The sequence below is a fragment of the Streptomyces sp. NPDC107765 genome (genome assembly GCF_055657085.1).
Genome location: NZ_JBVKBL010000027.1, coordinates 32,233 through 57,247, shown reverse-complemented (window position 1 = coordinate 57,247; position 25,015 = coordinate 32,233). Strand labels below are relative to the sequence as shown.

The 25,015-nt window shown below is 73.5% G+C and carries 23 protein-coding genes, 1 tRNA gene and 1 pseudogene; 12 read left to right on the top strand and 13 right to left on the bottom strand.

What is annotated here, in order from left to right:
• Window positions 1-6: 6 nt before the first annotated feature.
• Complete coding sequence (locus ACZ7MX_RS38600; RefSeq protein ID WP_472139245.1) at window positions 7-2,070, bottom strand: SpoIIE family protein phosphatase; 2,064 nt, start codon at window positions 2,068-2,070, stop codon at window positions 7-9.
• Between the two features lie 206 nt (window positions 2,071-2,276).
• Between ACZ7MX_RS38600 and ACZ7MX_RS38595 the strand changes: the two genes are divergently transcribed.
• The 5 genes and pseudogenes from ACZ7MX_RS38595 to ACZ7MX_RS38575 all read left to right on the top strand — a co-directional run bounded on the left by ACZ7MX_RS38595 (window position 2,277) and on the right by ACZ7MX_RS38575 (window position 4,923).
• Window positions 2,277-3,200, top strand: a complete 924-nt coding sequence (locus ACZ7MX_RS38595) for a TetR/AcrR family transcriptional regulator (protein ID WP_472139243.1) — start codon at window positions 2,277-2,279, stop codon at window positions 3,198-3,200.
• A pseudogene (locus ACZ7MX_RS38590) lies at window positions 3,191-3,327 on the top strand (3-keto-5-aminohexanoate cleavage protein); the annotation flags it as partial. The gene ACZ7MX_RS38595 and the pseudogene ACZ7MX_RS38590, both read left to right, overlap by 10 nt.
• 49 nt (window positions 3,328-3,376) lie before the next feature.
• The gene (locus ACZ7MX_RS38585; RefSeq protein ID WP_472139241.1) at window positions 3,377-3,844 is read left to right on the top strand and encodes a thioesterase family protein; all 468 of its coding nucleotides are present in this window, start codon (window positions 3,377-3,379) and stop codon (window positions 3,842-3,844) included.
• A complete protein-coding gene (locus ACZ7MX_RS38580) occupies window positions 3,841-4,173 on the top strand; it encodes a DUF427 domain-containing protein (RefSeq protein ID WP_472139239.1) in 333 nt (110 codons plus the stop codon). Before ACZ7MX_RS38585 ends, ACZ7MX_RS38580 begins: the two co-directional genes overlap by 4 nt.
• 156 nt (window positions 4,174-4,329) lie before the next feature.
• Window positions 4,330-4,923: a DUF309 domain-containing protein gene (locus ACZ7MX_RS38575; RefSeq protein WP_472139283.1), complete on the top strand. Its 594-nt coding sequence runs from the start codon at window positions 4,330-4,332 to the stop codon at window positions 4,921-4,923.
• Window positions 4,924-4,934: 11 nt separating this feature from the next.
• Here the strand turns inward: ACZ7MX_RS38575 and ACZ7MX_RS38570 are convergent, their stop codons facing one another.
• From ACZ7MX_RS38570 to ACZ7MX_RS38545, 6 genes are all read right to left on the bottom strand, one after another.
• Entirely contained in the window at window positions 4,935-6,116 is a 1,182-nt protein-coding gene (locus ACZ7MX_RS38570; RefSeq protein WP_472139238.1) for a D-alanyl-D-alanine carboxypeptidase family protein, read from the bottom strand.
• Window positions 6,117-6,330: 214 nt separating this feature from the next.
• Window positions 6,331-7,560, bottom strand: a complete 1,230-nt coding sequence (locus ACZ7MX_RS38565) for a cytochrome P450 family protein (RefSeq protein ID WP_472139236.1) — start codon at window positions 7,558-7,560, stop codon at window positions 6,331-6,333.
• Window positions 7,561-7,754: 194 nt separating this feature from the next.
• On the bottom strand, window positions 7,755-8,975 hold the full coding sequence (locus ACZ7MX_RS38560) for an MAB_1171c family putative transporter (RefSeq protein ID WP_472139234.1): 1,221 nt from the start codon (window positions 8,973-8,975) through the stop codon (window positions 7,755-7,757).
• The gene (locus ACZ7MX_RS38555; RefSeq protein ID WP_472139281.1) at window positions 8,968-9,600 is read right to left on the bottom strand and encodes a hypothetical protein; all 633 of its coding nucleotides are present in this window, start codon (window positions 9,598-9,600) and stop codon (window positions 8,968-8,970) included. The genes ACZ7MX_RS38560 and ACZ7MX_RS38555 overlap by 8 nt, the downstream gene beginning before the upstream one ends.
• Before the next feature lie 79 nt (window positions 9,601-9,679).
• Window positions 9,680-10,168, bottom strand: coding sequence for a helix-turn-helix domain-containing protein (locus ACZ7MX_RS38550; RefSeq protein ID WP_472139232.1), 489 nt, complete (start codon window positions 10,166-10,168; stop codon window positions 9,680-9,682).
• A 245-nt stretch (window positions 10,169-10,413) separates the two neighbouring features.
• A tRNA-Pro gene (locus ACZ7MX_RS38545) sits at window positions 10,414-10,490 on the bottom strand.
• Between the two features lie 163 nt (window positions 10,491-10,653).
• Between ACZ7MX_RS38545 and ACZ7MX_RS38540 the strand changes: the two genes are divergently transcribed.
• The 3 genes from ACZ7MX_RS38540 to ACZ7MX_RS38530 are packed head-to-tail and all read left to right on the top strand — an operon-like array spanning window position 10,654 to window position 12,678.
• A complete protein-coding gene (locus ACZ7MX_RS38540; RefSeq protein WP_467699057.1) occupies window positions 10,654-10,947 on the top strand; it encodes a YiaA/YiaB family inner membrane protein in 294 nt (97 codons plus the stop codon).
• Window positions 10,948-10,991: 44 nt separating this feature from the next.
• Entirely contained in the window at window positions 10,992-11,717 is a 726-nt protein-coding gene (locus ACZ7MX_RS38535; protein WP_472139230.1) for a transketolase, read from the top strand.
• A gap of 52 nt (window positions 11,718-11,769) precedes the next feature.
• Complete coding sequence (locus ACZ7MX_RS38530; protein ID WP_472139228.1) at window positions 11,770-12,678, top strand: transketolase family protein; 909 nt, start codon at window positions 11,770-11,772, stop codon at window positions 12,676-12,678.
• Window positions 12,679-12,687: 9 nt separating this feature from the next.
• Here the strand turns inward: ACZ7MX_RS38530 and ACZ7MX_RS38525 are convergent, their stop codons facing one another.
• On the bottom strand, window positions 12,688-13,602 hold the full coding sequence (locus ACZ7MX_RS38525; protein WP_472139226.1) for an alpha/beta fold hydrolase: 915 nt from the start codon (window positions 13,600-13,602) through the stop codon (window positions 12,688-12,690).
• A 182-nt stretch (window positions 13,603-13,784) separates the two neighbouring features.
• Here ACZ7MX_RS38525 and ACZ7MX_RS38520 point away from each other — a divergent pair, with 182 nt between their 5' ends.
• Both ACZ7MX_RS38520 and ACZ7MX_RS38515 read left to right on the top strand, forming a co-directional pair.
• On the top strand, window positions 13,785-17,012 hold the full coding sequence (locus ACZ7MX_RS38520) for an amidohydrolase family protein (protein WP_472139224.1): 3,228 nt from the start codon (window positions 13,785-13,787) through the stop codon (window positions 17,010-17,012).
• Window positions 17,013-17,311: 299 nt separating this feature from the next.
• On the top strand, window positions 17,312-18,643 hold the full coding sequence (locus ACZ7MX_RS38515) for an acyl-CoA dehydrogenase family protein (RefSeq protein WP_472139222.1): 1,332 nt from the start codon (window positions 17,312-17,314) through the stop codon (window positions 18,641-18,643).
• 202 nt (window positions 18,644-18,845) lie between these two features.
• On the opposite strand, the gene ACZ7MX_RS38510 is transcribed toward ACZ7MX_RS38515, so the two are convergent.
• The 5 genes from ACZ7MX_RS38510 to ACZ7MX_RS38490 are packed head-to-tail and all read right to left on the bottom strand — an operon-like array spanning window position 18,846 to window position 22,895.
• Complete coding sequence (locus ACZ7MX_RS38510) at window positions 18,846-19,451, bottom strand: GAF domain-containing protein (protein WP_472139220.1); 606 nt, start codon at window positions 19,449-19,451, stop codon at window positions 18,846-18,848.
• Window positions 19,448-20,068, bottom strand: a complete 621-nt coding sequence (locus ACZ7MX_RS38505) for a GTP-binding protein (protein WP_472139219.1) — start codon at window positions 20,066-20,068, stop codon at window positions 19,448-19,450. Before ACZ7MX_RS38505 ends, ACZ7MX_RS38510 begins: the two co-directional genes overlap by 4 nt.
• A complete protein-coding gene (locus tag ACZ7MX_RS38500) occupies window positions 20,046-20,444 on the bottom strand; it encodes a DUF742 domain-containing protein (protein ID WP_472139217.1) in 399 nt (132 codons plus the stop codon). The genes ACZ7MX_RS38505 and ACZ7MX_RS38500 overlap by 23 nt, the downstream gene beginning before the upstream one ends.
• Before the next feature lie 2 nt (window positions 20,445-20,446).
• Window positions 20,447-20,896, bottom strand: a complete 450-nt coding sequence (locus ACZ7MX_RS38495) for a roadblock/LC7 domain-containing protein (RefSeq protein WP_472139215.1) — start codon at window positions 20,894-20,896, stop codon at window positions 20,447-20,449.
• The gene (locus ACZ7MX_RS38490) at window positions 20,886-22,895 is read right to left on the bottom strand and encodes a sensor histidine kinase (protein ID WP_472139213.1); all 2,010 of its coding nucleotides are present in this window, start codon (window positions 22,893-22,895) and stop codon (window positions 20,886-20,888) included. Before ACZ7MX_RS38490 ends, ACZ7MX_RS38495 begins: the two co-directional genes overlap by 11 nt.
• Before the next feature lie 698 nt (window positions 22,896-23,593).
• Between ACZ7MX_RS38490 and ACZ7MX_RS38485 the strand changes: the two genes are divergently transcribed.
• Together ACZ7MX_RS38485 and ACZ7MX_RS38480 are read left to right on the top strand one after the other, a co-directional pair.
• Complete coding sequence (locus tag ACZ7MX_RS38485) at window positions 23,594-24,028, top strand: Hsp20/alpha crystallin family protein (protein WP_472139212.1); 435 nt, start codon at window positions 23,594-23,596, stop codon at window positions 24,026-24,028.
• A gap of 204 nt (window positions 24,029-24,232) precedes the next feature.
• Window positions 24,233-24,634, top strand: coding sequence for a DUF2267 domain-containing protein (locus ACZ7MX_RS38480; RefSeq protein ID WP_472139210.1), 402 nt, complete (start codon window positions 24,233-24,235; stop codon window positions 24,632-24,634).
• Window positions 24,635-25,015 lie beyond the last annotated feature (381 nt).

Here is a 25,015-nt window from a genome sequence, read left to right as displayed (position 1 = left end):
TCCCGGTCAGGGGCAGTTGAACTCGCACCATACGCACTTTCCGCCGCCGCGCGGTTCCACACCCCAGACATCGGCCAGCCGGTCCACGAGGAGCAGGCCGCGGCCGGAGACGCCGGCCTCGCCCGGTTCGCGGCGTCGTGGCAGGCTGCTGGACCGGTCCTCGACCTCCAGGCGCAGCCGGCGTCCGACGCTGTGCGGCATCCGGATGTTGACCACGGCCTCGCCGTCGGTGTGCAGCAGTGCGTTGGTGATGAGTTCGTCGGCGACCAGCTCGATCTCCTCGGCGCGTTCGGCCGCTCCCCAGGCGCGGACCGCGGCCCGGATCATGTGCCGGGCGGCGGACAGGCCGTCGGGGTCGGCGGGGGCGATGTGCTGCCGGAACCGTCCGACGGTGTCGTGTTCGGGGGCGCCCAGCCGGCGCAGCAGGAGCAGCGCCATGTCGTCCTCGTTGGTCCGTTCGCCGGCCGATTCGCAGAGGCGGTCGGCGAGTTGCTGGACGTCCTGCGGGCCGTCGCGGATCTCCCGGGCGAGGTGGCGCATGCCGTCGTCGAGGTCGGTGCCGGGCTGTTCGACGATGCCGTCGGTGCACAGGACGAGGGTGTCGCCGGCGGCGAGGTGGACGGTGGTGACGGGGTAGTCCAGGCGCCGGAATTCGGAGGAGATGCCGAGCGGCAGTCCGCCGGCCACCGGCAGCAGGCGGCAGATGCCCTCGGCGTGCCGCAGCAGGGGGTCGATGTGGCCGGCGCGGACGATCCTGGCGGCGCCGGTGCTCAGGTCGGCGTCGACGTAGGTGCAGGTGGCGAAGCGGTCGGTGTCGAGTTCGTTGAGGAAGGCGGAGGCGCGGCCCATGACGGTGGCGGGGGTGTGTCCTTCGGCGGCGTAGGCGCGCAGGACGATCCGCAACTGGCCCATGAGGGCGGCGGCCTGGGTGTCGTGGCCCTGGACGTCGCCGATGACGGCGGCGACCCGGCCGTTGGGCAGCGGGATCACGTCGTACCAGTCGCCGCCGATGGCACGGCCCATCCGGGCGGAGCGGTAGCGGACGGCGATCTGGGCGTCGGGCACGCCGGGGATCCGGCGCGGCAGCATGGCTTGCTGGAGGCCGGCGGCGAGGTCGTGTTCCTGGTCGTAGAGCATGGCGCGGGCCAGGCTCTGCGCGATGCTGCTGCCGAGGGCGACCAGGACGTTGCGTTCCTGGTCGCGGAAGTCGCTCTCGCGCTCGAAGAACAGGCCGATGACGCCGATGGGGCGGCCCTGGGCGATCAGCGGGAGGTAGGCGGCGGAGTTGACGTTGAGGGGTTCGATGGCGGGCCAGAGCCGGGGGTAGGTGCGTTTGAACTCGTCGCGGCTGCGGACGTAGCGCGGGTTGAGGGTGCGCACGACCTGGCTCATCGGGAATTCGTCGCCGATCCGGGTGTATTCGAGGTCGGGGACGAAGCTGCCGGCCTTGCCCTCGGAGACCAGCCGGATCCGGCCGGCTTCGACGAGGCCGAGGATGATGTTCTCCGCGCCGAGCCGGCTGAGTCCTTCTTCGCCGGCGAGGACGGCGATGACCTCGCCGACGGTGCGGGCGTGGGCCAGGGCGGCGGTGGTGCGTTCGACGACGCTGGTGTGCCGGCGGCGCTCCTCGTCGCCGGCGAGCCGCTCGGCCGCGTGGGTGTATTCGTGGCTGGCGTCGCGGACCACGCCGATGATGCGGCGGGGGCGGCCGGTGTCGTCCCGGCGGATGCTGCCCTGGCTGTGGGTCCAGCGCAGTTCGCCGTTGCGGAGGCGGACCCGGAAGTAGGCGCCGTAGGAGTCGCTGCCGTCCTTGAGCGCGCGGGCGACCAGGGCGTCCAGGCGGGCGGCCTCGTGGCCGGGGACGCGGGCGTTGAGCGTCTCCGGGCGGTCGTCGTACTCGGACGGGCGCATGTCGAAGACCTCAAGGGCGGGCGGGTCCATGTGCATCAGCCCGCTGTCGAGGTCCCAGTCGAAGCCGCCCATGCCGTTGAGGGCCAGGGTCAGGTCCGGGTGGGCGGGCCAGTCGTCCGGCACCGACACGGCGGGGCGCTTCGCTCCCCGGTCAGCCATGTCGTCACTTTGCCACATTCACCCGGTTCACGGCGCGTCCAGCCCTTTTTCCCGTCCGCCGCCGGCACCCTCCGCCCCACCCTTGACTCCACCATCAGTTATCTCCTCACTCCCACCGCGACATGGGCTGCGGCCTGCGCATTTACGCTCCCCACCACCGCCTGGCCATTGAGATGTTCTCAACGCGCCTGTTACGGTCCCGGACCATGGATGACGCCCGTGGGGGCCCGGACCCCGAGGACGCCGCAGACCGGATCACCGACGCCGCCGGCCCGGTCACCGACCGTGTCCGGGAGGTGATCGGCCGGCTCGGTGTCAGCCACCGGGAATTCGCCCGCCGGATCGTGCTGGACCCGTCGAAGCTGTCCCGGTCGCTGGGCGGCACCCGGCGCTTCACGCTCGCCGAGATCGTGCGGATCGCCGACCTCGGCGGGGTCGACACCGGCTGGCTGCTCGGCGCGCCGGAGCGGCCCGCCCCGGCGGCGGAGCGGGCGCCGGCGGCCGTGCCCGAGGGCGGCCGGCCGCTGCAGATCGTCCGGGAGACCGTCCGGCTGATCGCCGAGCACGGCTTCCACGGCGTACGGGTCGCCGACATCGCCGCCGCCTGCGGCACCAGCCCGGCCGCCGTGCACTACCACTTCCCGGGCCGTGACGAACTGCTGGAGGCGGCCGTGCGGTGGTGCATGGACGAGGACACCGAGCGCCGGGCCGCGGGCCTGGCGGCGGCCCCGGACGCCCGCGCACAGCTGTTGCACCTGATCGCGCTGCAGACCCCGCGCACCGAGCAGCAGCGCCGCCAGTGGCTGGTCCGGCTCGACCTGTGGGCGCAGGCGGCCCGCTCCACCGCCGTGGGGCGGCTGCACGAGCACTCCTGCCGGCAGTGGCGCACCACCGTCGCCGACGTGCTGCGACGCGGTGTCACGCAGGGCGTCTTCCGTCCGGTCGATCCGGAGTTCACCGCGCTGCGGCTGACCGCGCTGATCGACGGCCTGGCCACCCAGGTGCTGGCCACCGCACCGGACCGCACCGGCCCGGACACCATGCACGCCGCTCTCCTGGCGTTCGTGGAGAGCGAACTGACCCTCCCGCAAGGCCCCGGCCGCCTTGGGCACCCGAAGGGATCCCCGTGACCCACGAGGTCGTCATCACTGTGCGCTGACCGGCACCGGTGACACCGTCCACCGCTCCCCGCACGTCCCCGTGACGCCCGAGCAGATCGCCGCCTCGGCCGTCGAGGCGGCCGCGGCGGGCGCCGCGGGGGAGGCGTACTACGTCCTGGTGCTCGGCTTCGCCACGGACGCCCCTGATGGACGCATCCGGTCTCGGCGCGGCCTGCCGGGAGCGCACCGGCTGCTCCCTGCACACGGTCGAGGCCCCTGTGCGCTACCTGCGGGAGGTCGCCCGCGGCAGTGAACTCACCGTCCGCCCGGCCGTGTTGGGCGTGGACGGCAGGAAACTGCGGCTGCTGCACGAGAGGTTCGCGGGCGGGCCGGCCGGTGCGCCGGTGGCGACGGAGGAGCTGTTCCTGCGGCACGTCGACAGGTCCGGCGGGCGGGCGGCACCGCTGCCCGGCGCGACCCGCGAGCGGCCGGCCGCACTCGTCGGGCCGGAGCCGGAGTGGGCGGGGCGCGGGATCCGGGAGGTGCAGCGGGCGCGCCCCCGGGGGCCGGCCGCGCGGCCCCGGTGCGATCCTGGACGGTACGGGAGCCCGCGCCCGTGCGGGCATGTCCGTACCACCTCCCGTGCAGGCCCTACGAAGGAGAGCCGGTCATGAGCGTTACCCGCGGCCACCGCATCGACGTCACCCAGGGCACCGACCACGTCCGCGTGGAGATCGCCGGCCGGCTGGTCGCCGAGAGCCACCGGCCCCTGCTGCTCTCCGAGACGGGCTGTCCGGTGCGGTACTACCTCCCGCCCGAGGACGTCCGGACGGACCTGCTCACCCCGTCCGCGACGCACACGGTCTGCCCCTTCAAGGGCACCGCCTCCTACTGGTCGCTGGCCGACGGCCCCGAGGACGTCGCCTGGGCCTACCCGGAGCCGCACGCCGAGGTGGCGCAGATCAAGGACCATCTGTGTTTCTACGCGGCCGAGGCGGTCTGAGGCCCGCGGGCCCCTACCCCGCCACGACGCGCCGGGCCCGCCCGGCGCACAATCTGAAGCATGAACCACACCCCTGACGAGGGCGGCGACCCGGCGTGCTGGCTGGACCGGGTGTGCGACGCCTGCGGCCGGATCCGCGAACGGCCCGGCAGTGACGTGTGCGAGCACTGCGGCGCCGTTGCCGACGGGCCCGAGGAGCACAGCCGGACGGATCCGCCTGCCGTCTCCGGGGCCGGTGCCCCGCGCCGGGACCGGGATGAGGAGGGCCGGGCCCGGAACGCCCGGCCGCGGGACGGTCTGGGCCGGCCGCTGCCGTACGGCGCGCCGGGCGTCGCGCGCCAGCCCGAGGGGGTCCCGCGGACGCCCGCGGAGACCCTGACCGAGGCGCAGCGGCTGCTGGACGCCGGGATGCCGTTCCACGCCCACGAGGTCCTGGAGGACGCGTGGAAGGCCGCGCCGGAGGCGGAACGCGAGCTGTGGCGCGGGCTCGCCCAGCTCGCGGTGGGCCTCACCCATGCGGCGCGCGGCAACGCCGTGGGCGGTACCGCCCTGCTCGACCGGGGAGCGGCCGCCCTCGCGCCGTACGCGGCGGCCGCCCCCTACGGGATCGACGTCGCGGGGCTGCTGGCCTGGGCGGCCGAGCTGACCGGCCGGCTGGCCGACGGGCCGGCCGCCGGGGACGGGGCGGCCGGTCCGGGGCCCGTGCCGGCGGCGGAGACCGCGCCCCGGCTGCGGGCCGGCGGAGGCTAGCCCGGGACCGGCTAGCCGGTCCCTCCGCCCGGCCGGCCGCGGCCGCCGCCGGGGACCGGCCTCCGCCGCCACCGGGCGAGCAGGGCGCCCGGTCCGGTCGTCGCGAGGCCGGCGGCGCCCGCCCCGAGGACGAGGGCGGCCGACGCGGGGGAAGCGTCGCGGCTTCCGGGGCCGGTGGCCCGGGCGGCCGCCGGGCGGAGCGGGACGGTGGTGTGGGAGGCGGCGCGGACGGCGTGCAGGGTGCCCACCGGGTGGCTGCCGTCCTCCGTGCGGAAGCCCCAGTCCAGCAGCGAACCGGCCTCCTTGTAGACGCCGTTGGCCACCTGGGCCTGCGGGTTGAGGACGGTGACCAGCAGGGTGCGGCCGTTCCGGCGGGCGGCGGCGATCAGGGTGTTGCCGGCCTTGCTGGTGTAGCCGTTCTTGACGCCGATGATGCCCGGGTAGCGGGCCACGCCGTGCGAGCCGGACAGCAGGCGGTTGGTGTTCTCGATCGGGATGGCACCGGCGGCGCCGGGGAACGTGGCGCGGGCGGTGCCGCAGTAGCGGGCGAAGTCGTCGTTGGCCAGTCCGGCGCGGGCGAAGACGGTCAGGTCGTACGCGGAGGACACCTGGCCGGGCGCGTCGTAGCCGTCGGGGGACTTGACGGTGGTGTCGTGCGCGCCGAGTTTCCGGGCGGTCTGCTGCATCTCGCGGGCGGTGGCCTGCCAGCCGCCGTTCATCGCGGCCAGGACGTGCACCGCGTCGTTGCCGGAGCGCAGGAAGACACCGCGCCACAGGTCGGCCACGGCGTAGCGGCGGCCCTGCTGGATGCCGACGACGCTGCTGCCGGCGCCGACGCCGGCGAGGTCGGCGGAGCTGACCCGGCGGACCGTGCTCGACCGGAACTTCGGCAGGACGGTGACCGCGAACAGCGTCTTGAGGGTGCTGGCCGGGGCGAGTTTGCGGTGCGGGTCCTTGGCGGCCAGTACGGCGCCGGTCTCCGCGTCGGCCACCATCCACGACAGCGCGGACAGCCCGTCGGGCAGCTGCGGTGTGCCGGGGTCGGTGACGGCCCGCACCCCGGTCGCGGCCCCGGCGGGCTGACGGTACGTCGGCCCCTTCGCCGTGGCCGGTATGCAGGTCAGCGCGACACCGGCGGCGGCGAGCAGGGCCAGTGCGGCTGCCTTCTTCGGTACATGTGCGTCACATGCCATGCCGTCACGCTACGGAGCGCGGCGGCGGTGCGCAGCGCAGTTGCGCCAGTCGGGCCATCGCGGCGTGGCGCGGGGAGGGGCGGGCCGGTCGCATCTGCAACAGCTGCAAAGGAAGGCCCGCCCGGTGCGACGGGGGATGCACACCGGGCGGGCTCAAGAACCTTTCTACCGCATCGGCGAATGGTTACGCCTCAAAAACGTGTTCGTTTCTCGATTACCAGGCGACGGGCAGCGAAATCAGGCCACGCGAACGCAGGGCCGGACGGTGCCGCAGATCCCCTCGCGGGACGGCGAGTCGCAGCTCGGGGAAGCGGGCGAGCAACGCCTCCAGTGCGGTGACGGTCTCCATCCGGGCGAGCGGCGCGCCGAGGCAGTAGTGGATGCCGTGGCCCAGCGCGAGGTGCCCGGAAAGCTCCCGGCCCCGGTCCAGCCGGTCCGGGTCGGGGAAGCGGGCCGGGTCGCGGTTCGCGGACGCGATCGCCAGCAGCACGCTCTGGCCCGCCGGGATCCGCACCCCGCCGATCTCCACGTCCTCCTTGGGGAACCGGCGGATCGCGAGCGGGGACGGTCCGTCGTACCGGAGGAACTCCTCCACGGCGGCCGGCAGTTCGGCCGGATTCCGCTGCAACTCCTGAAGCTGTTCGGGGTGGTCGAGGAGGGTGAGCACGGCGTTGCCGATGAGGTGGACGGTGTTCTCGTATCCGGCGAAGAGGATGAGGAAGGCGAGCGAGGTCAGCTCGTCCTCGGTGAGCCGGTCGCCGCCCCCGGCGCCGCCGTCCGTGTCGTCCCGGACCGCGACGAGGTCGGAGAGCAGATCGTCGCCCGGTTCGGCGCGCTTGGCGGCGATCAGCCCGGTGTAGAACTCCAGCATCGCGCCGATCGCCTGCCGCATCAGCTCCGGCCGGGTCGGGTCCGGGGTGATCAGCGCGTCGGACCAGGCCAGGAAGTCCCGGCGGTCCTGGTGGGGGACGCCGAGCAGATCGCAGATCACGGTGATGGGCAGCGGCCCCGCGTAGTCGGCGATCAGGTCCGCCGGGCCGCCGCGCCGCTCCATCGCGTCCAGCAGTTCCTCCGCGACCTGCCGTACGGGCGCCCGCAGCGCGTCCACCCGGCCGGGGGTGAACGCCTTGCCGACCAGGCGGCGGATGCGGGTGTGGTCCGGCGGGTCCATGTTGAGGAGGTTGGCGTCGAGGGCGGGCGGCAGGGCGAAGCCGCGGAAGCCGCCGGGCGCCGCGTGCCGCTTGTCCAGGGACAGCCGCGGGTCGGCGAGGGCCCGGCGGACGTCGTCGTAGCGGGTGACCAGCCAGGCGGGCTGCCCGTCGGCCCCGGTGATCCGGTGCACCGGTCCGGCCTCGCGCAGTGCGGCGTAGGCGGTGTGCGGGTCGTCGAGCAGGGGCGTGACGTCGATGGGCGCGTCGGGGGCGGTCTCGGCGGTGTTCTGCATGATCCGACTGTAGGGCGCTCGCGGCGGGCCACCTGCTGCTGTGCGCCATCGGGCGGCACCGGCGTGGGAAGGGACCTGCTACGCAGGCGAACGGGCAGCGGCACCGGTCCGCGCGGACCGGTGCCGCCTCCTTCGTGCCGGGCGGCCCGGACCCCCGTGCCGGGCCACCCCGTCTCTGTGCCGGCCGCGCCGCCTCAGCCGCGCGCCGCCGCGCTGCGCTGCCGGAGCTCGGTCAGCACGGTGTCGATCAGCGGTGAGTGGTAGACGTCCGCGACCAGCGCCAAGTGCTCGTATTCCGCGGTGAGTTCGGCCGGCTCGGTGCTGCTCGCGACCACCACGCTGTCGGCGCCGTGGACCGGGACGTGGCCCACCGCGCGGTTCTCCAGGCCCCGGCGGAGCGCGGCGGCCTCGGCGACGGCGGCCAGTTGCCGGTCGTCGAGGGCGACCGCGCGGGCGCGTTCCCGGGCGACGTCGACCGCGTCGGACTCCACATGGCGGCGGATCCCGCGCTGGACGTCCCGTATCTCCGCCATCTGCCGGTTGGCCCGCCACTCCAGATCGGCGAACGGCCAGCGTACGGACCACGTCGAGGTCTCCATCGTGACCTCGGGGGTCTGCGCGGTGACGGTCCGCCAGAGCGGGGACAGCCGGCGCAGCCGGCGCCAGGCGGCGACCCGGGGACCGGCGGCCGGCAGCGCGAACCCGGCCAGCACCAGGATCGCGGCGACCGAGGCGCTCAGCGGTGCCACCCCGTTGGAGAGCCAGAGCGCGGGGTGGCCCGCCCAGGACAGGACGAAGCCGACGACCTTGCAGGCGCAGTAGACCAGGCCGAGCCAGCAGCCGACGGCCAGTACCCGCAGGCCCCGGGCGAGATGCGTACCGCCGAGCCGGGCGGCGTAGCGGGGGCAGAGCGTCCCCAGGCCCGCCAGGCTCGATCCGAAGATGGCCAGATACAGCACCAGGAAGAGCATGACTCCGGGCGAGTCGGTGTAGGCGGTGCTGAAATCGCGGGGGTGCTCGACGGCGTCCGGCCGGCCGACCGCGAACCCGGCGATCGCCATCGCCCACAACACCGCGACTCCCCCGACCGCGATCCGCGCCCTGGCCCGGGCCCGCGCCCTGGCCGCCGCCCCCTCGCCGGCCGTCCAGCGCAGCAGCAGGACCAGCGCACCGGCCGCGAAGACCACCACGGAGGAGTAGAGGAAGACCATGGCGAGGTTGGCCACGCCGACCAGCCGGTCGAAGGCGCGGTAGAGGCTGGGCGCGGAGAACAGGAAGACCGTCGCCACCCCGCCGGTCATCAGACAGGCCAGCCCGAGGTCGGTGTTGCTGCGGTCGCGGAACCAGGCGACGGACTTGTAGCCGACGATCACCCAGGCGGCCAGCCCGAACGACAGGTAGATGACGTCAAACACGCGCGCCCCCGCCCTCGCCGCCGGCCCGCCCCGCACCGTCCCGGTCGTCGTCCCCGCCGGCCGCGCCGTCCTCGCCGGCCGCCCGGTCATGCGCCAGCCGTACGTGCTGCAGCGCGGGCCCGAGCGCCGCCGCGAGCTCGGCGGCCTGTCCCTCCAGCGGGAGTTCGCCGTCCGCGACAGAGGGCGCGACCCGTTCCATCAGCAGCGTGCCGAGCACCTCGGTCTCCCGCTCGGCGAGGTTGTCGTAGCCGTGGTGGCGGGCGAAGCCCATGGTCAGCCCCATCCGCCGCATGGCGGTGGCGACGTCGACCGAGGGGGTCCAGATCTTGAGCGCCTCCTCGGTGACGGCCGGGTCCTGACCGTGCCCCAGCAGGAGGTGACTCAGCTCGTGCAGCACGATGTGCGCCTGGTGCCAGGGCGAGGTGCGCAGCTCGTAGAAGACCCAGTAGCCGTCGTCGGTGACGGCCGTCATGCCCGAGACCACCCCGCCCAGGCTCATCGGCACCAGATGCACGGGCCGCTCGACCCGGGCCGCGACGACGTCGCACATCCCGCGCAGATCGGTGACGGCGGGCAGCGCGAGCTCCTTGATGAGCCGCTTGCACCGCCTGCGTATCTGCCCCACTCGCATGCTCGTCCCGTCCTCGTGTCCGGCCTGCCGCCAGGTGGCGAAGAGCTGGCCGCGTTCAACGGTGCCCACCGTGTCACTCACCGCGCCGATCACCGCCCTGCTCCGGCGGATCGGACGGCAGGTTCATCTGCTCCCGGAACTGCGAGATGATCGTGGTCAGGCTGTCCTGCACCTCCGGCGGCAGCCCGACGGAGCGCAGTGCGATGGCCCGCACCCGCTGGTCCCGCATCGCGGCGAGGAACCGGACCTCCTCCTCCACCCGCGCGACCTGCGGCTGGGAGAGGTCCCCGAGGAGGTAACCCACCGGCACCGCAAAGAACTTGGCCAGCGCGCGCAGCAGCTCCGGACTCGGATTCGTCCGCTTTCCGTTGCGCAGCATCGACAGGTACTGCTCGGTGACCCGGACCCCGCCGTACTCCTCCGCCCCCGCGCTGATCTCGTCGGCCACGTAGGCGTTGGTGTACGGGGCACCGGGCGGATGCATGTTGGCGAAGAGGTGGTTGAGCCGCTCCGCGAGCGTGGCGCCCGCCCCCTTGGACCGGCCTTCGCCCCCCATGGCCATGCCTACCGTCCCCCCATCGACAGCCCCGACGAACGTCCCAACGGTTGGTTAAGCCGCCGGGCTCGCAGTACTCATCCTGTCATGTGAAGAACGCGCCGCACCAGTCCCCTTACGGACAGTGAGGGCGCTCGGGCTTAACCGGGAGTTGAGTGACGACAGAACGACCCCCTTCGCGACCGCCTTCCGGGCAACGCAAAAGCCGCCTTCCCTTTCGAGAAGACGGCTTCCGACCTACGAGAAATCGCTGGTCGGGACGACAGGATTTGAACCTGCGACCCCTTGACCCCCAGTCAAGTGCGCTACCAAGCTGCGCCACGTCCCGGTGCCCGTTCCGGCCGGGAGGTCCCGGCTGGCCGTGCACGAGAACAATACCGCATGTCAGAGGGTCGGTGCTGCCACATTGCGGCGGAACGTCGCGGCGGCGGCCGGACCGGATGAGTACCCGTACTCATGCGCCGGCGTCACCGCGCCGCCACGCTACGCGCATGACTACTCCCTCGATTCAGCGGCCGACCACGACGGCCTTCTTCGTGCAGGCCGCGATCTCTTTCGGGCTGTCGCTGGCGGCGCTGGTGATCGGGATCCTCAAGCTGCCGGTGGGGCCCTGGGAGCGCGGGTTCCTCGCGCTGGGGCTGATCTTCGTGGTGTCCTCGGCGTTCACGCTGGCCAAGTGCGTGCGCGACCGGCAGGAGGTGGCCGAGGTGACGAACCGGGTGGACAAGGCCCGGATCGACAAGCTCCTCATCGAGCAGGACGTGTTCAAGCCGGGGCAGATCTGATCACACTTGACCTCAAGTGGGCTTGAGGTTGCACGCTCGGTGGCATGACGCAGACGACGCACACCGCCACCGCGGAGCCGAAGACGACACGGACCGAATTCGCCGAACTCCCCGGGCTGATGAGCCTGATGACGGGGGATGAGAAGCACGGTCCGGCCGCGACCTCGACGCTGGACGCCCTGTGGGTGCTCTACGACCGGGTGCTGCGGGTCTCCCCCGAGCGCGCCACCGACCCCGAGCGCGACCGCTTCCTGCTCTCCAAGGGTCACGGCCCGATGGCCTACTACGCGGTCCTGGCCGCCAAGGGCTTCTTCCCCGTCGACTGGCTGCCGGGCTTCGGCTCGTACGACTCGCCGCTGGGCCACCACCCGGACCGGTTGCTGGTGCCGGGTGCCGAGATCGGCAGCGGCTCGCTGGGGCACGGCCTGCCGCTGGCCGTCGGCACCGCGCTCGGGCTGCGGGCGCAGGGCCGCCCGGACCCCGCCGTATGGGTGCTGATCGGGGACGCCGAGCTGGACGAGGGCAGCAACCACGAGGCCCTGGCCTACGCGGGCGCCGCGGGGCTGGACCGGCTGCACACCCTGGTCATCGACAACTCCTCGGCCACGCACGGCTGGCGCGGCGGGATCGCCGCCCGGTTCGAGACCGCGGGCTGGTCCGTGGCCACCGTGGACGGCCGGGACCACCGGGCCCTGTACGAGGCGTTCACCGCACCGCACCCGGGCCGTCCGCATGCCGTGGTCGCCCGCGTCGAGCCCAAGAATGCCTGACCGCCCGGCCCGCACCTCACCACCCCCAAAGCTTCGAGAAAGGTCTTCCGTGATGGACACCATGCGTGAGCGCTTCGCCTCGGTCACCTCGCAACTGCTGGACGACGACCCCCGGCTGGCGGTCGTCCTCGCCGACATCGGTGTGGACGGTTTCGCCGCGGCGGCCGGGCGGCACCCGGACCGGGTGGTGAACGTCGGCATCCGGGAGCAGCTGCTGATCGGCGTGGGCAGCGGGCTGGCGCTCACCGGGCTGCGGCCGATCATGCACACCTTCGCCAGTTTCCTCGTGGAGCGCCCCTTCGAGCAGGTGAAGCTGGACTTCGGCCACCAGGGCGTGGGCGGGGTGCTGGTGAGTGCCGGCGGCTCGTACGACTGGCCGAGCGGGGGCTACACCCACATGTCGCCGGGTGACATCGCGCTGCTGGACACGCTCGACGGCTGGACCGTGCACGTCCCGGGGCACCCGGACGAGGCCGAGACGCTGCTGCGGCAGGCCGCGGCGGCCGGCGACGACAAGGTGTACGTACGGCTGTCGGTGCAGGTCAACCAGGCACCGCGGGTGGTGGACGGGGCCCGTTTCCAGCGGCTGCGGGAGGGCCGCCGGGGTGTGGTCGTGGCGGTCGGCCCGATGCTGGACAACGTGCTCGCCGCGACCGAGGGCCTGGACGTCGGCGTGCTCTACGCGACGACCGTGCGGCCCTTCGACGGCGCGGGGCTGCGGGCCGCGACCGGGGCCGCGGACGCCGCGGACGTGGTGATCGTGGAGCCGTATCTGGCGGGGACGTCGACCCGGTCCGCCAACGACGCGCTGGCCGACCGGCCGCACCGGGTGCTGGGGCTCGGCGTCGGCCGCCGGGAGCTGCGCCGGTACGGACAGCTCGACGAGCACCTGGCGGCGCACGGCCTGGACGCGCGGGGGCTGCGGGAGCGGATCGCCGGGTTCCTGCCGTCGGGCTCCTGATCCTCGCACTCAGACGTGCTTGTCGAGCCAGGCCAGCAGGTCGTCGTGGACCTCGTCGCGGTTGGTCTCGTTGAGGATCTCGTGCCGGGCGTCCGGGTAGGACTTCCAGGTCAGCTCGCGGGTACCGAGGTAGCGGAAGTCCTCCAGGAGTTCGTGCACCAGGGTCAGGCCCGCGTGGCAGGGGTCCTGGTCGCCGACGGCGAGGTGGACGGGCAGCCCGCGGGGGATCCGGGCCAGGTTCGCCGGGTCGTTGATCTTGCGGATGGCGCGCACCCAGTCGCGCGCGAGGCCGGCGCAGAACGGGAATCCGCAGTCCTCGTCGGCGACGTAGGCGTCCACCTCGGCCGGGTCGCGGGAGAGCCATTCGTAGCCGGTGCGGTGCGGGAAGGCGTCGTTGAACGAGCGGAAGGTGCGGGGGATGAAGGACGAGAGCGCGGTCCGGCCGTGCCGGGCGATCTCCTCGTCGAGTTCGGCGGTGGCGGCTTCGATGTCCAGGCCGGGGAGGGTGCGGAAGGTGCCGCTGAGGATGAGGCCGGCGAGGTCGGCGCCGTACTCCTGGGCGTAGTCGCGGGCCAGCATGGAGCCCAGGCTGTGGCCGAGCAGGACCAGCGGGATGCCGGGGTGGGCGGTGGCCGCGTGATCGCCGAGGGCCTTGAGGTCGGCGACGATCGCGCGCCAGGAGTCCTCGCCGACCACTCCGCGGCCGCCGGTGGACGGGGCGGTGGCGCCGTGGCCGCGGTGGTCGGAGGCGAGGACGCCGTAGCCGTGGCCGGCCAGGAAACGGGCGAAGCGGTCGTAGCGGCGGCCGTGTTCCGCGGCGCCGTGCGCGATCTGGACCAGGGCCCGGGGCCGGCCGGACTCCGGCAGCCAGGTGTAGGTGGCGATGCGGGCGCCGTCCGGGGCCTGGTGGAAGTCCTGCTGCATGGCGTCGTCTCCTGACTGCCGGGGCGGTGGCTGACGAGTCGTCGGCGTCCACTCTTGCGTCCCGGGCGGCGGAGCGCCACGGGGCGCGCGTGGCGGGGTTGGCCGGGCGGGTGCGGGCCGTGACACGATCAGCCGGTTCTTTCCCGGCGCCTGTGCCGCAACTCCCGTTCACAGGAGGATCGTTGGACACCACGGACGGTTTCGAGAACGCTTCCGACGCACCCGCCCCCTCGCCCCTTCGGGCCGCACCGCTCTCCCGCCGCAGGTTTCTGCAGGGCACGGCTTCGGCCGCGGCCACGGCGGGCCTGGCCCAGGTCGCCGCCGGCGCCCCGGCCGCCGCGGCCCAGGACGCCGGCGCGTCCGGCGGTGCGCTCTCCTTCACGGCCGCCACCAACGGCGCGGCCTCGCTCGCCCCCGCCGGCGACCGGCTGGTCGCCGAGGTGCAGAACGTCCTGTGGTCGCTGCCCCGGGCCGGCGGCGAGGCGGTGGCGCTGACCCCGCCCGACCTGGAGCCGACCCGTCCGGTGCACTCCCCCGACGGAAGCCGGATCGCGGTCTGCGCCTACCGGGGCGGCAACTTCCACCTGTGGACGCTGGCCCCCGACGGCTCGGACCTCCGGCAGCTCACCGACGGGCCCTGGGACGACCGCGGCCCCGCCTGGTCGCCGGACGGGACCCGGATCGCCTTCGCCTCGGAGCGCGGCGGCGACCCGGTGACCGGCAGTCCGTACCGGTTATGGGTGCTGGAGGTGCGGACCGGCCGGCTGACCCGGGTGACCGGGCTGCCCGGCCAGGACGGACCGCACCAGGACGGCGCCTGGGAGGACTTCGACCCCTGCTGGTCGCCGGACGGCGCGCGACTCTTCTTCGTCCGGGGCGCGGTGTCCGGCACCGCGCTGGTCTCGCGCACGGTGGCCTCGGTGGCGGCCGACGGCAGCGGCGCGGTGCGCACCGAGCACACCGAGACGGCGGCCGCCCAGGTGCTGGTGCCGGCGCTCTCGCCCTCGGGCCGGCTGGCGTATCTGCGGACCACGGACTACCCGGGGCCGACCTGTGCGCTGGTGGTCGACGGCCGGGTGGTCGCGGTGGACGGGGACGTGGAGCCGGTGCCGCCGCGCTGGATCTCCCGGGAGGAGCTGCTGCTGACGGTCGGCGGGCAGTTCCGGATCGTCCGGCCGGACGCTCCGCAGGACGCCGAGACCGTGCCCTTCACCGCGCGGCTGCCGCTTTCCCGCCCCCGCTACCGCGTCAAGGACTACGGTTTCGAGCGGACCACCGCCGGACCGCTGCGCGGGGTGCACCTCCCCGCGCTCTCCCCCGACGGCCGCACGGTGGCCTTCGCCGCCCTCAACTCCCTGTGGCTGGCGCCCACTTCGGGCGGTGGCGCACCGCGCCGGATCGTCCGTGCCGGGACCACCCGGTACGTGTCCGCGCCGAGCTGGTCGCGCGACGGCCGGGCGCTGCTCTACGCGGACGACCGGGACGGGCTGTTCGCGGTGCGCCGGCGGGAGGTCGCCACCGGCGAGGAGACCGTGCTGGCCACCGGCGGCCGGGTGCAGCCGGCGCTGTCCCCGGACGGCGGGCGGCTGGCCGCACTCGACATGTCGGGAAATCTCGTGGTACGGACGCTGGCCGACGGCAAGGAGACCGTGCTGGCCGCGCCGATGGGCGCCGGCGGGCTGCCGGGCCGTCCCAGCTGGTCGCCGGACGGCCGCCATCTGGCGTACTGCGACCGCAACCGCCTCAACCGCCGCTTCCGCGAGGGCTACAACGTCATCCGGGTCCTGGACGCCGAGACCGGCCGGGGCCGGGTGTTCGCGGTCGCCGAGCACGTCTCGATCGCCGACCGCTACGACTCGGGGCCGGTGTGGTCGCCCGACGGGCGCTGGATGGCGGTGATCGCCGAGTCCGCGCTCTGGGTGCTGCCGGTGCGGCCCGACGGCACGCCGGACGGTGCGCCGCGGCAGCTGACCGACGAGTGCGCCGACCATCCGTCGTGGTCCGGGGACTCCGGCACGCTCCTCTACCTCTCGGCGGGGCGGCTGCGGCTGATCCCGGTGTCCGGCGGCCCGGCGCGGACCGTTGCGCTGTCCCTCTCGCCCAGGCCGGCGCGCGCCCGGGACACCGTCGTGCACGCGGGGACGTTCTGGGACGGTACCGGCGGGACGGTGCGGGAGGACGTCGACGTGGTGGTGCGGGACGGGCGGATCACGGCGGTCCGCCCGCACCGCACCGCCCGGTCCGGTGCCGCGCGGCGGGTGGACGCCTCGGAGCGGACGGTGCTGCCGGGCCTGTGGGACGCGCACACCCATCCCTGGCAGATCACGTACGGCGGCCGGCAGACCGCGCTGCAGCTGGCGTACGGGATCACCACCGCGGTCTCCTGCGGCGGCTTCTCCTACGAACAGGCCCGGCTGCGCGAGGCGTCGGCGGCCGGGGTGCTGGCCGGCCCGCGACTGCTGACCTGCGGGGAGCTGCTGGACGGCGGCCGGGTGGCGTACAGCATGGGGCGGGCGCACCGCACCCCGGAGGGGCTGCGGCGCTCGCTGGACCGCGGCGCGGCCCTGGACTGGGATTTCGTCAAGACCTATGTGCGTGCGCCGGGTTGGGTGATGGCGGAGGCGGCGCGGTTCGCGCACCGGCGGCTCGGGGTGCGGGCCGGCAGCCATCTGCTCACCCCGGGCATCCACCTCGGACAGGACCTGACGACGCATCTGCAGGCCACCCAAAGGCTGGAGTTCGGGCACGCGGTGTCCGGCTCCGGGCACGCCTACCAGGACGTCGAGGGGGTCTACACGGGCAACGGCTTCCATCTGATCGCGACCCCGTTCTCCTCGTCGGCGCTGCTCGGCGAGGACCCGGCGCTGGCGGACGACGTACGGGTCACCCGGTTGATGCCGCCCTGGGACACCGCGGTGGTCCGGGAGAACGCCGGTCACCGGCCGACGCCGGCCCAGCTGTCCGACATCGCGACCGAGACCGGCGTCTACCGGCGGGTGCTGGACGGCGGCGGGCTGGTCGCGCTGGGCACCGACCAGCCGCTGGTGCCGGTGGGGCTCGGACTGCATCTGGCGCTGCGTGCGCTGCACCGCGGTGGCCTCGGGGTGGCCCGGACGCTGCGCACCGCGACCGCGCTGCCCGCCCGGGTGTTCGGCGCGGAACGGGACCTCGGCACGCTGGAGGTCGGCAAGCTCGGTGACATGACGGTGGTGGACGGCAATCCGTTCGAGGACTTCGACACCCTGGTGCGGACCTCGGCGGTGCTGCGCGGCGGACGGGTCGTCACCCAGCGGGAGTTGACCGAATCCTTCCCCGCACCGGCCGGACCGGCGCTCCGGTCGGCCGGGACGGACTGGCTGGAGGTGGGCCGGCAGCAGCGCCGGGAGTCCTGCTGCGCACCGGCGCACTGACCGTCACCGGCCGCCGCACGGTGGGGGGTGGGCCGGGGTGGCGCGGCCTTCCGGGAGCCCGGAAGGCCGCGCCACCCCCTTCGCCGTCCGGGGGTGGTGCGCCGGCGCTCCGCACTCCAACTCCTCCGGTCATTCCGGTCAGTTGATGTTTTGGGTGGGCCGGAGTAGGTATGCCAACGGGTATTGCACGCGGTAAGCGACGGATCACGTTCCGGAACGACCCGTGCAGACGGTGCCGCCGGTGCCGTCCCGAGGCGGGGTGCGACCAGCGCGGGGAAGATCTCGGAGGAGGGCTTGTCTTGCATCGCCACTTCACGGACCAGCGACACGAAGCACTCCGGCTCCGGGTACGGGACTTCGCCGAGAGGGAGGTCCGGCCCCGGATTGCGGAGATGGAGGCGAGCCGTACCGTCTGCCACGACCTTTCGCGCCGGATCGCCCAGCAGGGGTGGATCGGCGTGACCATACACCGGGCGTACGGCGGCATGGGCGCCGGGCACGTCGCCAAGACCCTCATCATCGAGGAGCTGTCGCGGGTCAGTGCGGCGATGGGCGCCATGGCGCAGGCGTCCCAGCTCGGCGTCGCCAAGATCGTGCACTTCGGCAACGAGGAGCAGAAGAAGACCTGGCTGCCGGCCATCGCGTCGGGCGACTGCCTGCCGACCATCGCCGTGACCGAACCGCACTCGGGCGGTCATGTGCTGGGCATGACGTCCACGGCGGTCCGGGACGGCGACGACTACGTCCTCAACGGCCGCAAGATCTACGTCGGCAACAGCCACGTCGGGGATCTGCACGGCGTCGTGGTCCGTACCGGCGAGGGCTCCAAGGGCCTGTCCGCGTTCCTCGTCGAGTCCGGCAGCCCCGGGTTCCGCCTCGGTCCGCAGCAGCAGGCGATGGGGTTGCACGGCTTCAGCTTCGGCGAGCTGTTCTTCGACAACTGCCGGGTCCCCGCGGCGAACCTGCTGGGCCGGGAGGGCGACGGGCTGTCCGTGGCGTACTCCTCCAGCGTGCTGTACGGGCGCCCCAACCTCACCGCCGTCTCCCTGGGCATCCACCAGGCGGTGCTGGACGAGACCACGAAGTTCTGCGCGGAACGGCAGCGGTACGGCAAACCGCTGGCCGAACTCGGCAACATCAAGCTCAAGCTCGGCCGCATCCAGTCGCGGCTGCTGCTGGCCCGGCTCGCCGCGTACCACGCCGTGCACCTGCTGGACCAGGGGCTGCCGTGCGATGCGGAGCTGATGAACGCCAAGCTGGTGAACGTGGAGTCGGCGCTGGAGTCGGCGCGGGACGCGATGGACATCCACGCCGGGTGCGGGCTGTTCACCGACCGGCCGATCGAGCGCTTCCTGCGGGACGCCCACCACATCTTCGCGCCGGCCGGCACCTCCGACATCCAGTTGCTGCGCCTGGGCGAATTCGCCCTGGGCCGGGCGAAGGGCGAGTGGTCCAGCCGGCTCGCCGAGCAGCTGCGGCTGGCGCCTTCGGAGTGGCCGGACGAAGAAGAACCCGCCGGGGCCGCCGGGACCGCCGACGCGGCCCGGACCGGCGAGGGCGGGCCGCCCACGGTGCCGGGTCAGCGCACCGGCTCGTCCCGTCAGCGCTCCTGGTTCGCCCGGCCGCGCTGAGCACGGGACGCCGAAGCCGGGTCGCCGACGCCGGGCCGTCGACGCCCGGCCGCTCGGCGCGGGTGCCCGGCGCGGGTGCTCGGCGCGGGCGCCGGACACGGCACCGCGGCCACCGGCAGGACGCCGGGGCCGCGGCACGGGAAAATCGGGGAAAGGTCGGGGCACGGATCGGGGAAAGGTCAGGGCAAGGATCAGGGAGCGGTCAGGGGCTCTCCTGCTGCCGCTGTTCCATCCGGTGGATCTGCTCGACGAGTTCGGCGGCCATCGACTTGATGGTTTCCAATCCCTCCCGCCCCCAGGGACGCGGTTCCAGATCCACCACACACACGGTGCCCAGCGCCATACCCGTACGGTCGATCAGCGGCGCGCCGAGGTAGGAGCGGATGCCGATCTCGTCGACGACGGGGTTGCCGGCGAACCGCGGGTAATCGCAGACGTCCTCCAGGACCAGGGCCTTGCGGCGGACGATGACGTGCGGGCAGTAGCCGTGGTCACGGTCCATCACCCGGCCCGGCTGGGCGCTGGCGGGCGCCGGGCCCAGTTCCACGGCCTGGTCCTGGGCCGGGGTGTAAAGACCGGCGAAGTACTGCCGGTGCTCGTCGATGAAGTTGACCATCGAATACGGCGCCCGCGTGGTGCGGGCGAGTTTGCGCGCGAAATCGTCGAACGCGGGCAGCGGGGAGTTCCCGATCCCGAGGGCACGCAGCCGGGCCACGCGCGCCGGGGCCTCGTCGTCCTGCGGGGTCAGCAGCAGATGGCGGGTCGGGTCGTAGGAGACGTACGGGGCGCGGGAGGCGGGGTGGTTCATGGCAGCTCCGGGGTCGCGGCGAGGACGGGGGTGAGCAGATGCTCGACGAGCGAAACCAGGACATGGGTGGCCGAGCTGCACTGTCGGGCGTCGCAGAGCACGACGGGGGTCTGTGGGGAAAGGTCCATGGCGGTGCGGACCTCGTCCGGCTCGTAGTGGAAGGAGCCGTCGAACTCGTTGACCGCGACGATGAACCGGACGCCCCGGCGCTCGAAGAAGTCGACGGCGGCGAAGCACTGGTCCAGGCGCCGGGTGTCGGCGAGGATGACCGCGCCGAGCGCACCGTTGGACAACTCGTCCCACATGAACCAGAACCGCTGCTGGCCCGGCGTCCCGAAGAGGTACAGCACGTGTTCGGGACCGAGCGTGATCCGCCCGAAGTCCATGGCCACGGTGGTGGTGTTCTTGTCCTCGACGCCCGCCAGGTCGTCGGTGCCGACGCTGATCTGGGTGAGCAGCTCTTCCGTGCTGAGCGGCTCGATCTCGCTCACCGCTCCGACGAAGGTGGTCTTGCCGACCCCGAAGCCTCCCGCGACCAGGATCTTGAGCGCGGTCGGGAAGAGGTCGGTCGCGTGGTCCCCCTGGGCACGGGGGTCACAGTCGTTTGCGAAGTCCATTCAGCACCGCCTCCAGCAGGGCTCGGTCGGTACGGGACGCGGGCCCGGCGGAAACGGCCGCGGGGGCCCGCGCGGTGAGCGCCCCGCAGTCGACGAGGTCGGCGAGGAGCACTTTGGTGACCACGGCGGGCAACCGTATGTGGGCGGCGATCTCGGCGACCGACACCGGCCCGCCGCACAGCCCGAGCACCTGGGCGTAGTCGGGGCCCTGGCACGCGACGGGCTTCCGGCCGGTGGCGATCACCATGGTCAGCAGGTCGAAGTGCGCCGTGGGACGGGTCCGGCCGTTGCTGACGGCGTACGGGCGGACCAGCCGGCCCGCCGCGTCGTCGTACCACGGGTCCCCGCCCTGCCGCTGCCGGCGACGCACGGTCATGGTCAACGACCGCCCGCGGACGCCTGATGGCGCGCGGGGGTGGCCAGGTACGGGCGGACGCTCTTGACCAGCATCGACATCTCGTAGCCGAGCACCGCCACATCGGCCTCGCGCCCGGCCAGCACCGCCAGGCAGGCGCCCGCTCCGGCGGTGGAGACGAACAGGAAGCTGGATTCGAGCTCGACGACGACCTGCAGGACGTTGTCGCCGTCGCCGAAGCGGACCCCGGCGCTGCGGGCGAGGGAGTAGAGGCCGGAGGCCAGGGCGGCCATGTGGTCGGCGCTGTCCGGTTCGAAGCCGTGGGCGGCCTTGACCAGGCCGTCCGAGGACAGCAGGAGCGCGCTGCGGGCGTGCGGTACGCGCTGTACCAGCCCGGTCAGCAGCCAGGACAGATCGGTCTGCTGGCCTGTCTGCCGCTGCAAATGCGCCTGCGTACGCACATCACTCACCATGGTTGTGGTCGTCTCCTCGGGGGCGCGCCATCGGGGCGTCGTGGTCACGGTCGTGGTGCAGGTCGTTGCCGCCCGGGTTGCCGGTGCCGTCGCGCAGGCCCGGGGTGGTGCCGTCGGTGTCGGCGTAGCTGTCGTCGGCGAGGCTGAAACCGCGCCGGAAGGCGGCCATCAGACCGGGATCGTGCTCGAGCTCGGGGCCGTCGCGGCGGGCGGCGGACGGCAGGATCGGGTCGCCGCGCAGCTCGGGGACGAGATGGGTCTGCTTGCGCCGGCGGGGCAGCCGGGGGCGGGCGCTGTTGTCGACGGGGGCGGGTGCGGGCGGGAGGACCACCGGGCCGGGGGCGGCGGGCCGTTCGGCGGGGCCGTCCTCGGCGGCGGGAGTGGCGGTGTGCCGTTCGGCGGCGCTCGCCTCGTGGCGGGAAAGGTCGGGGGCGGGGCCGTCCGCGGCACGCACCAGCCGGCGGCGGGCGGCGGGCGAGTCCGGGTCGGGCGTGGGGGCGGGGATGGTCACGGTCCGGGTGCCGGCATCGACGGGGGTCGGGCGGGCGTGGGGGGCGCGGGGGCCATGGGGAGCGTGGGGGGCGTGGGGGCCATGGGGAGCGTCGGGGACGTGGGGGGCATGGAGGGCGTGGGGGGTGTGGCGGTCGTATCCGAGGGCCCGGCCGCCGTCCGCCGCGTCCTCGTCGGGGCGGTAGCTGTCGTGGAGGTCGTAGCCCCCGTGGTCGCGGCCGGGGTCACTGTCCGGTGAGACGGCGGCGCGCGGGCCGGCGGCACCGTCCGCTTCCTCGGCGGATTCCGCGCCGAGCAGTGCCTGCGGGACGATCAGCACGGCCTGTACGCCGCCGTAGATGTTGCTCTGCAGCCGGACGACGATGCCGTGCCGCCGGGCCAGCGAGGAGACGACGAACAGCCCGATCCGGCCGTCGCTCAGCAGCTCGGCCACGTCGATGTGGTCGGGGTCGGCGAGGAGGGCGTTCATCCGGCTCTGCTCGTCCGCCGACATGCCCAGGCCGCGGTCCTCGACCTCGACCGCGAGGCCGGCGGTGACGAGTTGGGCGCGCAGCAGGACGGGGGTCTGCGGAGCGGAGTAGATGGTGGCGTTCTCGACGAGTTCGGCGAGCAGGTGGATGACGTCGGCGACGGCGTGACCGCGCAGGGTGCCCTCGATGGGCGGCACGAGCTTGATGCGGGGGTACTGCTCGACCTCGGCGATCGAGGAGCGGAGCACCTCGGTCATGGAGACCGGGCGGCTCCACTGACGGCGGGAGATCGCGCCGCCGAGGACGGCGAGGTTCTCGGCGTGCCGGCGGATGCGGGTGGCGAGGTGGTCGACGTGGAAGAGGCCCTTGAGCAGGTCGGGGTCCTCGACCTGGTTCTCCAGTTCGTCGAGCAGCTCGATCTCGCGGTGTACGAGGGACTGCAGCCGGCGGGCGAGGTTGACGAAGACCTCGACCTTCTGCTCGCTGCCGCTGGCGTTGCTGCGGGCGATGGCGACCGCGTCGATGACGGCGGACTCGGCGGCCCGGCCGGCGGCGGCGACCTCGTGGGCGAGCAGGTCGAGGGTGTCGCCGGTGGGCTCGGGGCCGTTCTCGGGTTCCCGGCGCGGGAGCCATTCGCCCTGGCGGACCCGGTCCAGCAGGTCGTAGAGGTCGGACTGGCTGCGGGCGCAGACCTGGCGCAGCCGGGCGTAGCGCGCAACGGCCGCGCGGGCCTCGGAGTTGGCGGCGGCGCCCGCGGTGAGCACGATGACGCAGACCACGACGAGGCCGCCGGAGAGGACGACCCATTCGCGTCCGGTGAGCCGCGCTCCGCCGGCCTGGACGACGAAGGCGGCGACGGCGGTGCAGATGACGGCGACGAGGAGGCAGGGTACGGCGGCGAGCCGGACCAGGCGGGACCGTATTGCCGAGTCGGCGGCCGACTCCGGGAAGGAGGCCCGGCCGTGCCGTCCGCCCTCGCGCTGGCGGCGACGGGCGGCGACGGGTGCCGGAGCGGCCACGGGGACGGGGGCGGGCCCTGAGGAGCCCTGGGTCCCTGGGGATCTTGGAGCCTCCTGGGACGTCTGGGTCCCCTGGGGGAATGCAGTAGGCACGGCGCCCTCCGGATCGGCCGTTGGCAGTTCGCGGAGCACGCACGCTAGTTGTTGCCGGGGTGGGGTTCGGACCTACTTCGAGGTTTCGCTACCCCGCGCCACCTCCTTGAGTGGAGGTCGCACGTACGCCAGTGCGAGCCAATCCGAACTCCCGTCCACAAACCGTGAGTTGACCCCTCTCAGGCGCCCCCATCGAGGCTCACGGCCGGCGCGCACCGACCTTCCGCGCGCCGGTGGCCGACCCGGCGTGTCGTCACCCGAAGACTCCGCCCCCCACTCCGCTCCTCAGCCTGCCCCCTTGCACGGGACGGCAGTTGCCGGGAGGCCGGCGGATTCGCTTCTCACCCTCGTGAGTGACGGCGGAGGGCGGTGGGGGGCGGTGGAGGGTGGCAGGGGGCGGCGGAGGGCGGCGGGGCGCCCGCAGGGAACTGCGGGTGACAACGGAGGCGGTGGGCGACAGGTAATTCGGGGATCGGGGTCCCCGCGCGACTGTCACCCTTTGGACGACATGCCACTTGTCAACGATTCGACGACATGCTACAACTGAGGGCAGGTGACGCGCATTGGCAGGCACTGCCGCCCGAAGCCACTGGAGGTGTTTCACGATGTTGATGCGCACCGACCCGTGCCACCCGCTCGACCGGTTCTCCCAGGCGCTGCTGGGCGTTTCCGGCACCTGGTCGAGGCCCTCCCCGATACCGATGGACGCCTACCGCGCGGGCGGGGAGTTCGTGATCGCGCTCGATCTGCCCGGCGTCTCCCCCGACGCGATCGACATCGACGTCCGGCGGAATGTGCTGACCGTCAAAGCCGAACGCCGGCCGACCGCCGAGGCGGACGACGTGCGGATGCACCTGAGCGAACGCCCGCTGGGCGTCTCCTCCCGGCAGATCGTCCTGGGCGACGCCCTCGACACCGAGCACATCACGGCCGCTTACGACGCCGGTGTGCTGACCCTGCGCATCCCGGTCACCGAGCGCACCGAGCCCCGCAAGATCACCATCGATGAGGGCACGGGACAGCGACAGCCCACCGACTGAGCAACTGGCCGAAGTCCCCGGCGCGCACGGCGCTGCACGGTCGCGCACGGCGCGATCCGCTCGCTCGGCCCTGCCACTGCGCCCGTGGCCGGCCTCCGCGGCCGGTCATGTGACCGACCAAGAATTCCCGTTGACGAGTTGACGAGAAAGGCGACCGCGTAACCGATGTACACCCAGCCTGAAACGGGTCGGCCCGCACCGGGCATGACGTTCGACCAGATGCTGGAACGCGTCCGGTACGAAGGGGCGTACCCCACCCGCGAGCGAGCGGAGGAAGTCGTACGCGCCGTGCTGGCGGCACTCGGTCGACAGCTCACCGGTGAGGAACGCGTCGAGCTCGCGGCCCGGTTGCCCGTCGAGGCGGCCCTGGCATTCACCGCCGAGATTCCCTGCACCGACGGCGAACGCCTGACCGGCTGGGGCTTCGTGAAGGACCTCGCCGCCCGCACCGGCGGCACCCCGGCCACCACCCGCTGGGACACCGGCGCGGTCCTCAACACCGTCGCCCAGCTCGCCGGCCCCGAGCTCCTCACCCGCGTACTCGCCCAGCTCCCCTCCGGATACGCACTCCTCTTCGGCCGCGCCGAGCTCACCCAGGCAGCTTGAACACCCGGGCAGTTGAACCTCGGCAGCCTGGAGCTGTGGTGTGCACGCCGTGAAGTGGTGGGGCGGCTCGGAGAGCGTAGGTCCGTAGGGCTGGGGGGAAACCCGTAGAGCCGGGAGGAAACCCGTAGGGGGTGGGCGAACAGATCCCGTAGGGGTCGGACGCGCCCCTTGCAGGCCACAACGCGGGGGCGGGGGACGGCATTCCCGCGCAGGGCCGGAGACATCCGAGTAATCCAACCGCCCCCCGCCCGAAGCCACCCGTGCCCCGCACCGACGGCTTCCTCGCCCGATCCGGGCCCCACACCGACGGCTCCCCCGCCCGACCCGGGCCCCACACCGACGGCTCCCCCGCCCGACCCGGGGCCCGCGCCGACGCCCCCC

Excerpts from the sequence above, each read along its gene's own strand:
- ACZ7MX_RS38600 (WP_472139245.1), bottom strand. The coding sequence starts at position 2,070 with ATGGCTGACCGGGGAGCGAAGCGCCCCGCCGTGTCGGTGCCGGACGAC.
- ACZ7MX_RS38595 (WP_472139243.1), top strand. The coding sequence starts at position 2,277 with ATGGATGACGCCCGTGGGGGCCCGGACCCCGAGGACGCCGCAGACCGG.
- ACZ7MX_RS38585 (WP_472139241.1), top strand. The coding sequence starts at position 3,377 with ATGGACGCATCCGGTCTCGGCGCGGCCTGCCGGGAGCGCACCGGCTGC.
- ACZ7MX_RS38580 (WP_472139239.1), top strand. The coding sequence starts at position 3,841 with ATGAGCGTTACCCGCGGCCACCGCATCGACGTCACCCAGGGCACCGAC.
- ACZ7MX_RS38570 (WP_472139238.1), bottom strand. The coding sequence starts at position 6,116 with ATGGCATGTGACGCACATGTACCGAAGAAGGCAGCCGCACTGGCCCTG.
- ACZ7MX_RS38565 (WP_472139236.1), bottom strand. The coding sequence starts at position 7,560 with ATGCAGAACACCGCCGAGACCGCCCCCGACGCGCCCATCGACGTCACG.
- ACZ7MX_RS38550 (WP_472139232.1), bottom strand. The coding sequence starts at position 10,168 with ATGGCCATGGGGGGCGAAGGCCGGTCCAAGGGGGCGGGCGCCACGCTC.
- ACZ7MX_RS38540 (WP_467699057.1), top strand. The coding sequence starts at position 10,654 with ATGACTACTCCCTCGATTCAGCGGCCGACCACGACGGCCTTCTTCGTG.
- ACZ7MX_RS38535 (WP_472139230.1), top strand. The coding sequence starts at position 10,992 with ATGACGCAGACGACGCACACCGCCACCGCGGAGCCGAAGACGACACGG.
- ACZ7MX_RS38530 (WP_472139228.1), top strand. The coding sequence starts at position 11,770 with ATGGACACCATGCGTGAGCGCTTCGCCTCGGTCACCTCGCAACTGCTG.
- ACZ7MX_RS38525 (WP_472139226.1), bottom strand. The coding sequence starts at position 13,602 with ATGCAGCAGGACTTCCACCAGGCCCCGGACGGCGCCCGCATCGCCACC.
- ACZ7MX_RS38510 (WP_472139220.1), bottom strand. The coding sequence starts at position 19,451 with ATGAACCACCCCGCCTCCCGCGCCCCGTACGTCTCCTACGACCCGACC.
- ACZ7MX_RS38505 (WP_472139219.1), bottom strand. The coding sequence starts at position 20,068 with ATGGACTTCGCAAACGACTGTGACCCCCGTGCCCAGGGGGACCACGCG.
- ACZ7MX_RS38500 (WP_472139217.1), bottom strand. The coding sequence starts at position 20,444 with ATGACCGTGCGTCGCCGGCAGCGGCAGGGCGGGGACCCGTGGTACGAC.
- ACZ7MX_RS38495 (WP_472139215.1), bottom strand. The coding sequence starts at position 20,896 with ATGGTGAGTGATGTGCGTACGCAGGCGCATTTGCAGCGGCAGACAGGC.
- ACZ7MX_RS38485 (WP_472139212.1), top strand. The coding sequence starts at position 23,594 with ATGTTGATGCGCACCGACCCGTGCCACCCGCTCGACCGGTTCTCCCAG.
- ACZ7MX_RS38480 (WP_472139210.1), top strand. The coding sequence starts at position 24,233 with ATGACGTTCGACCAGATGCTGGAACGCGTCCGGTACGAAGGGGCGTAC.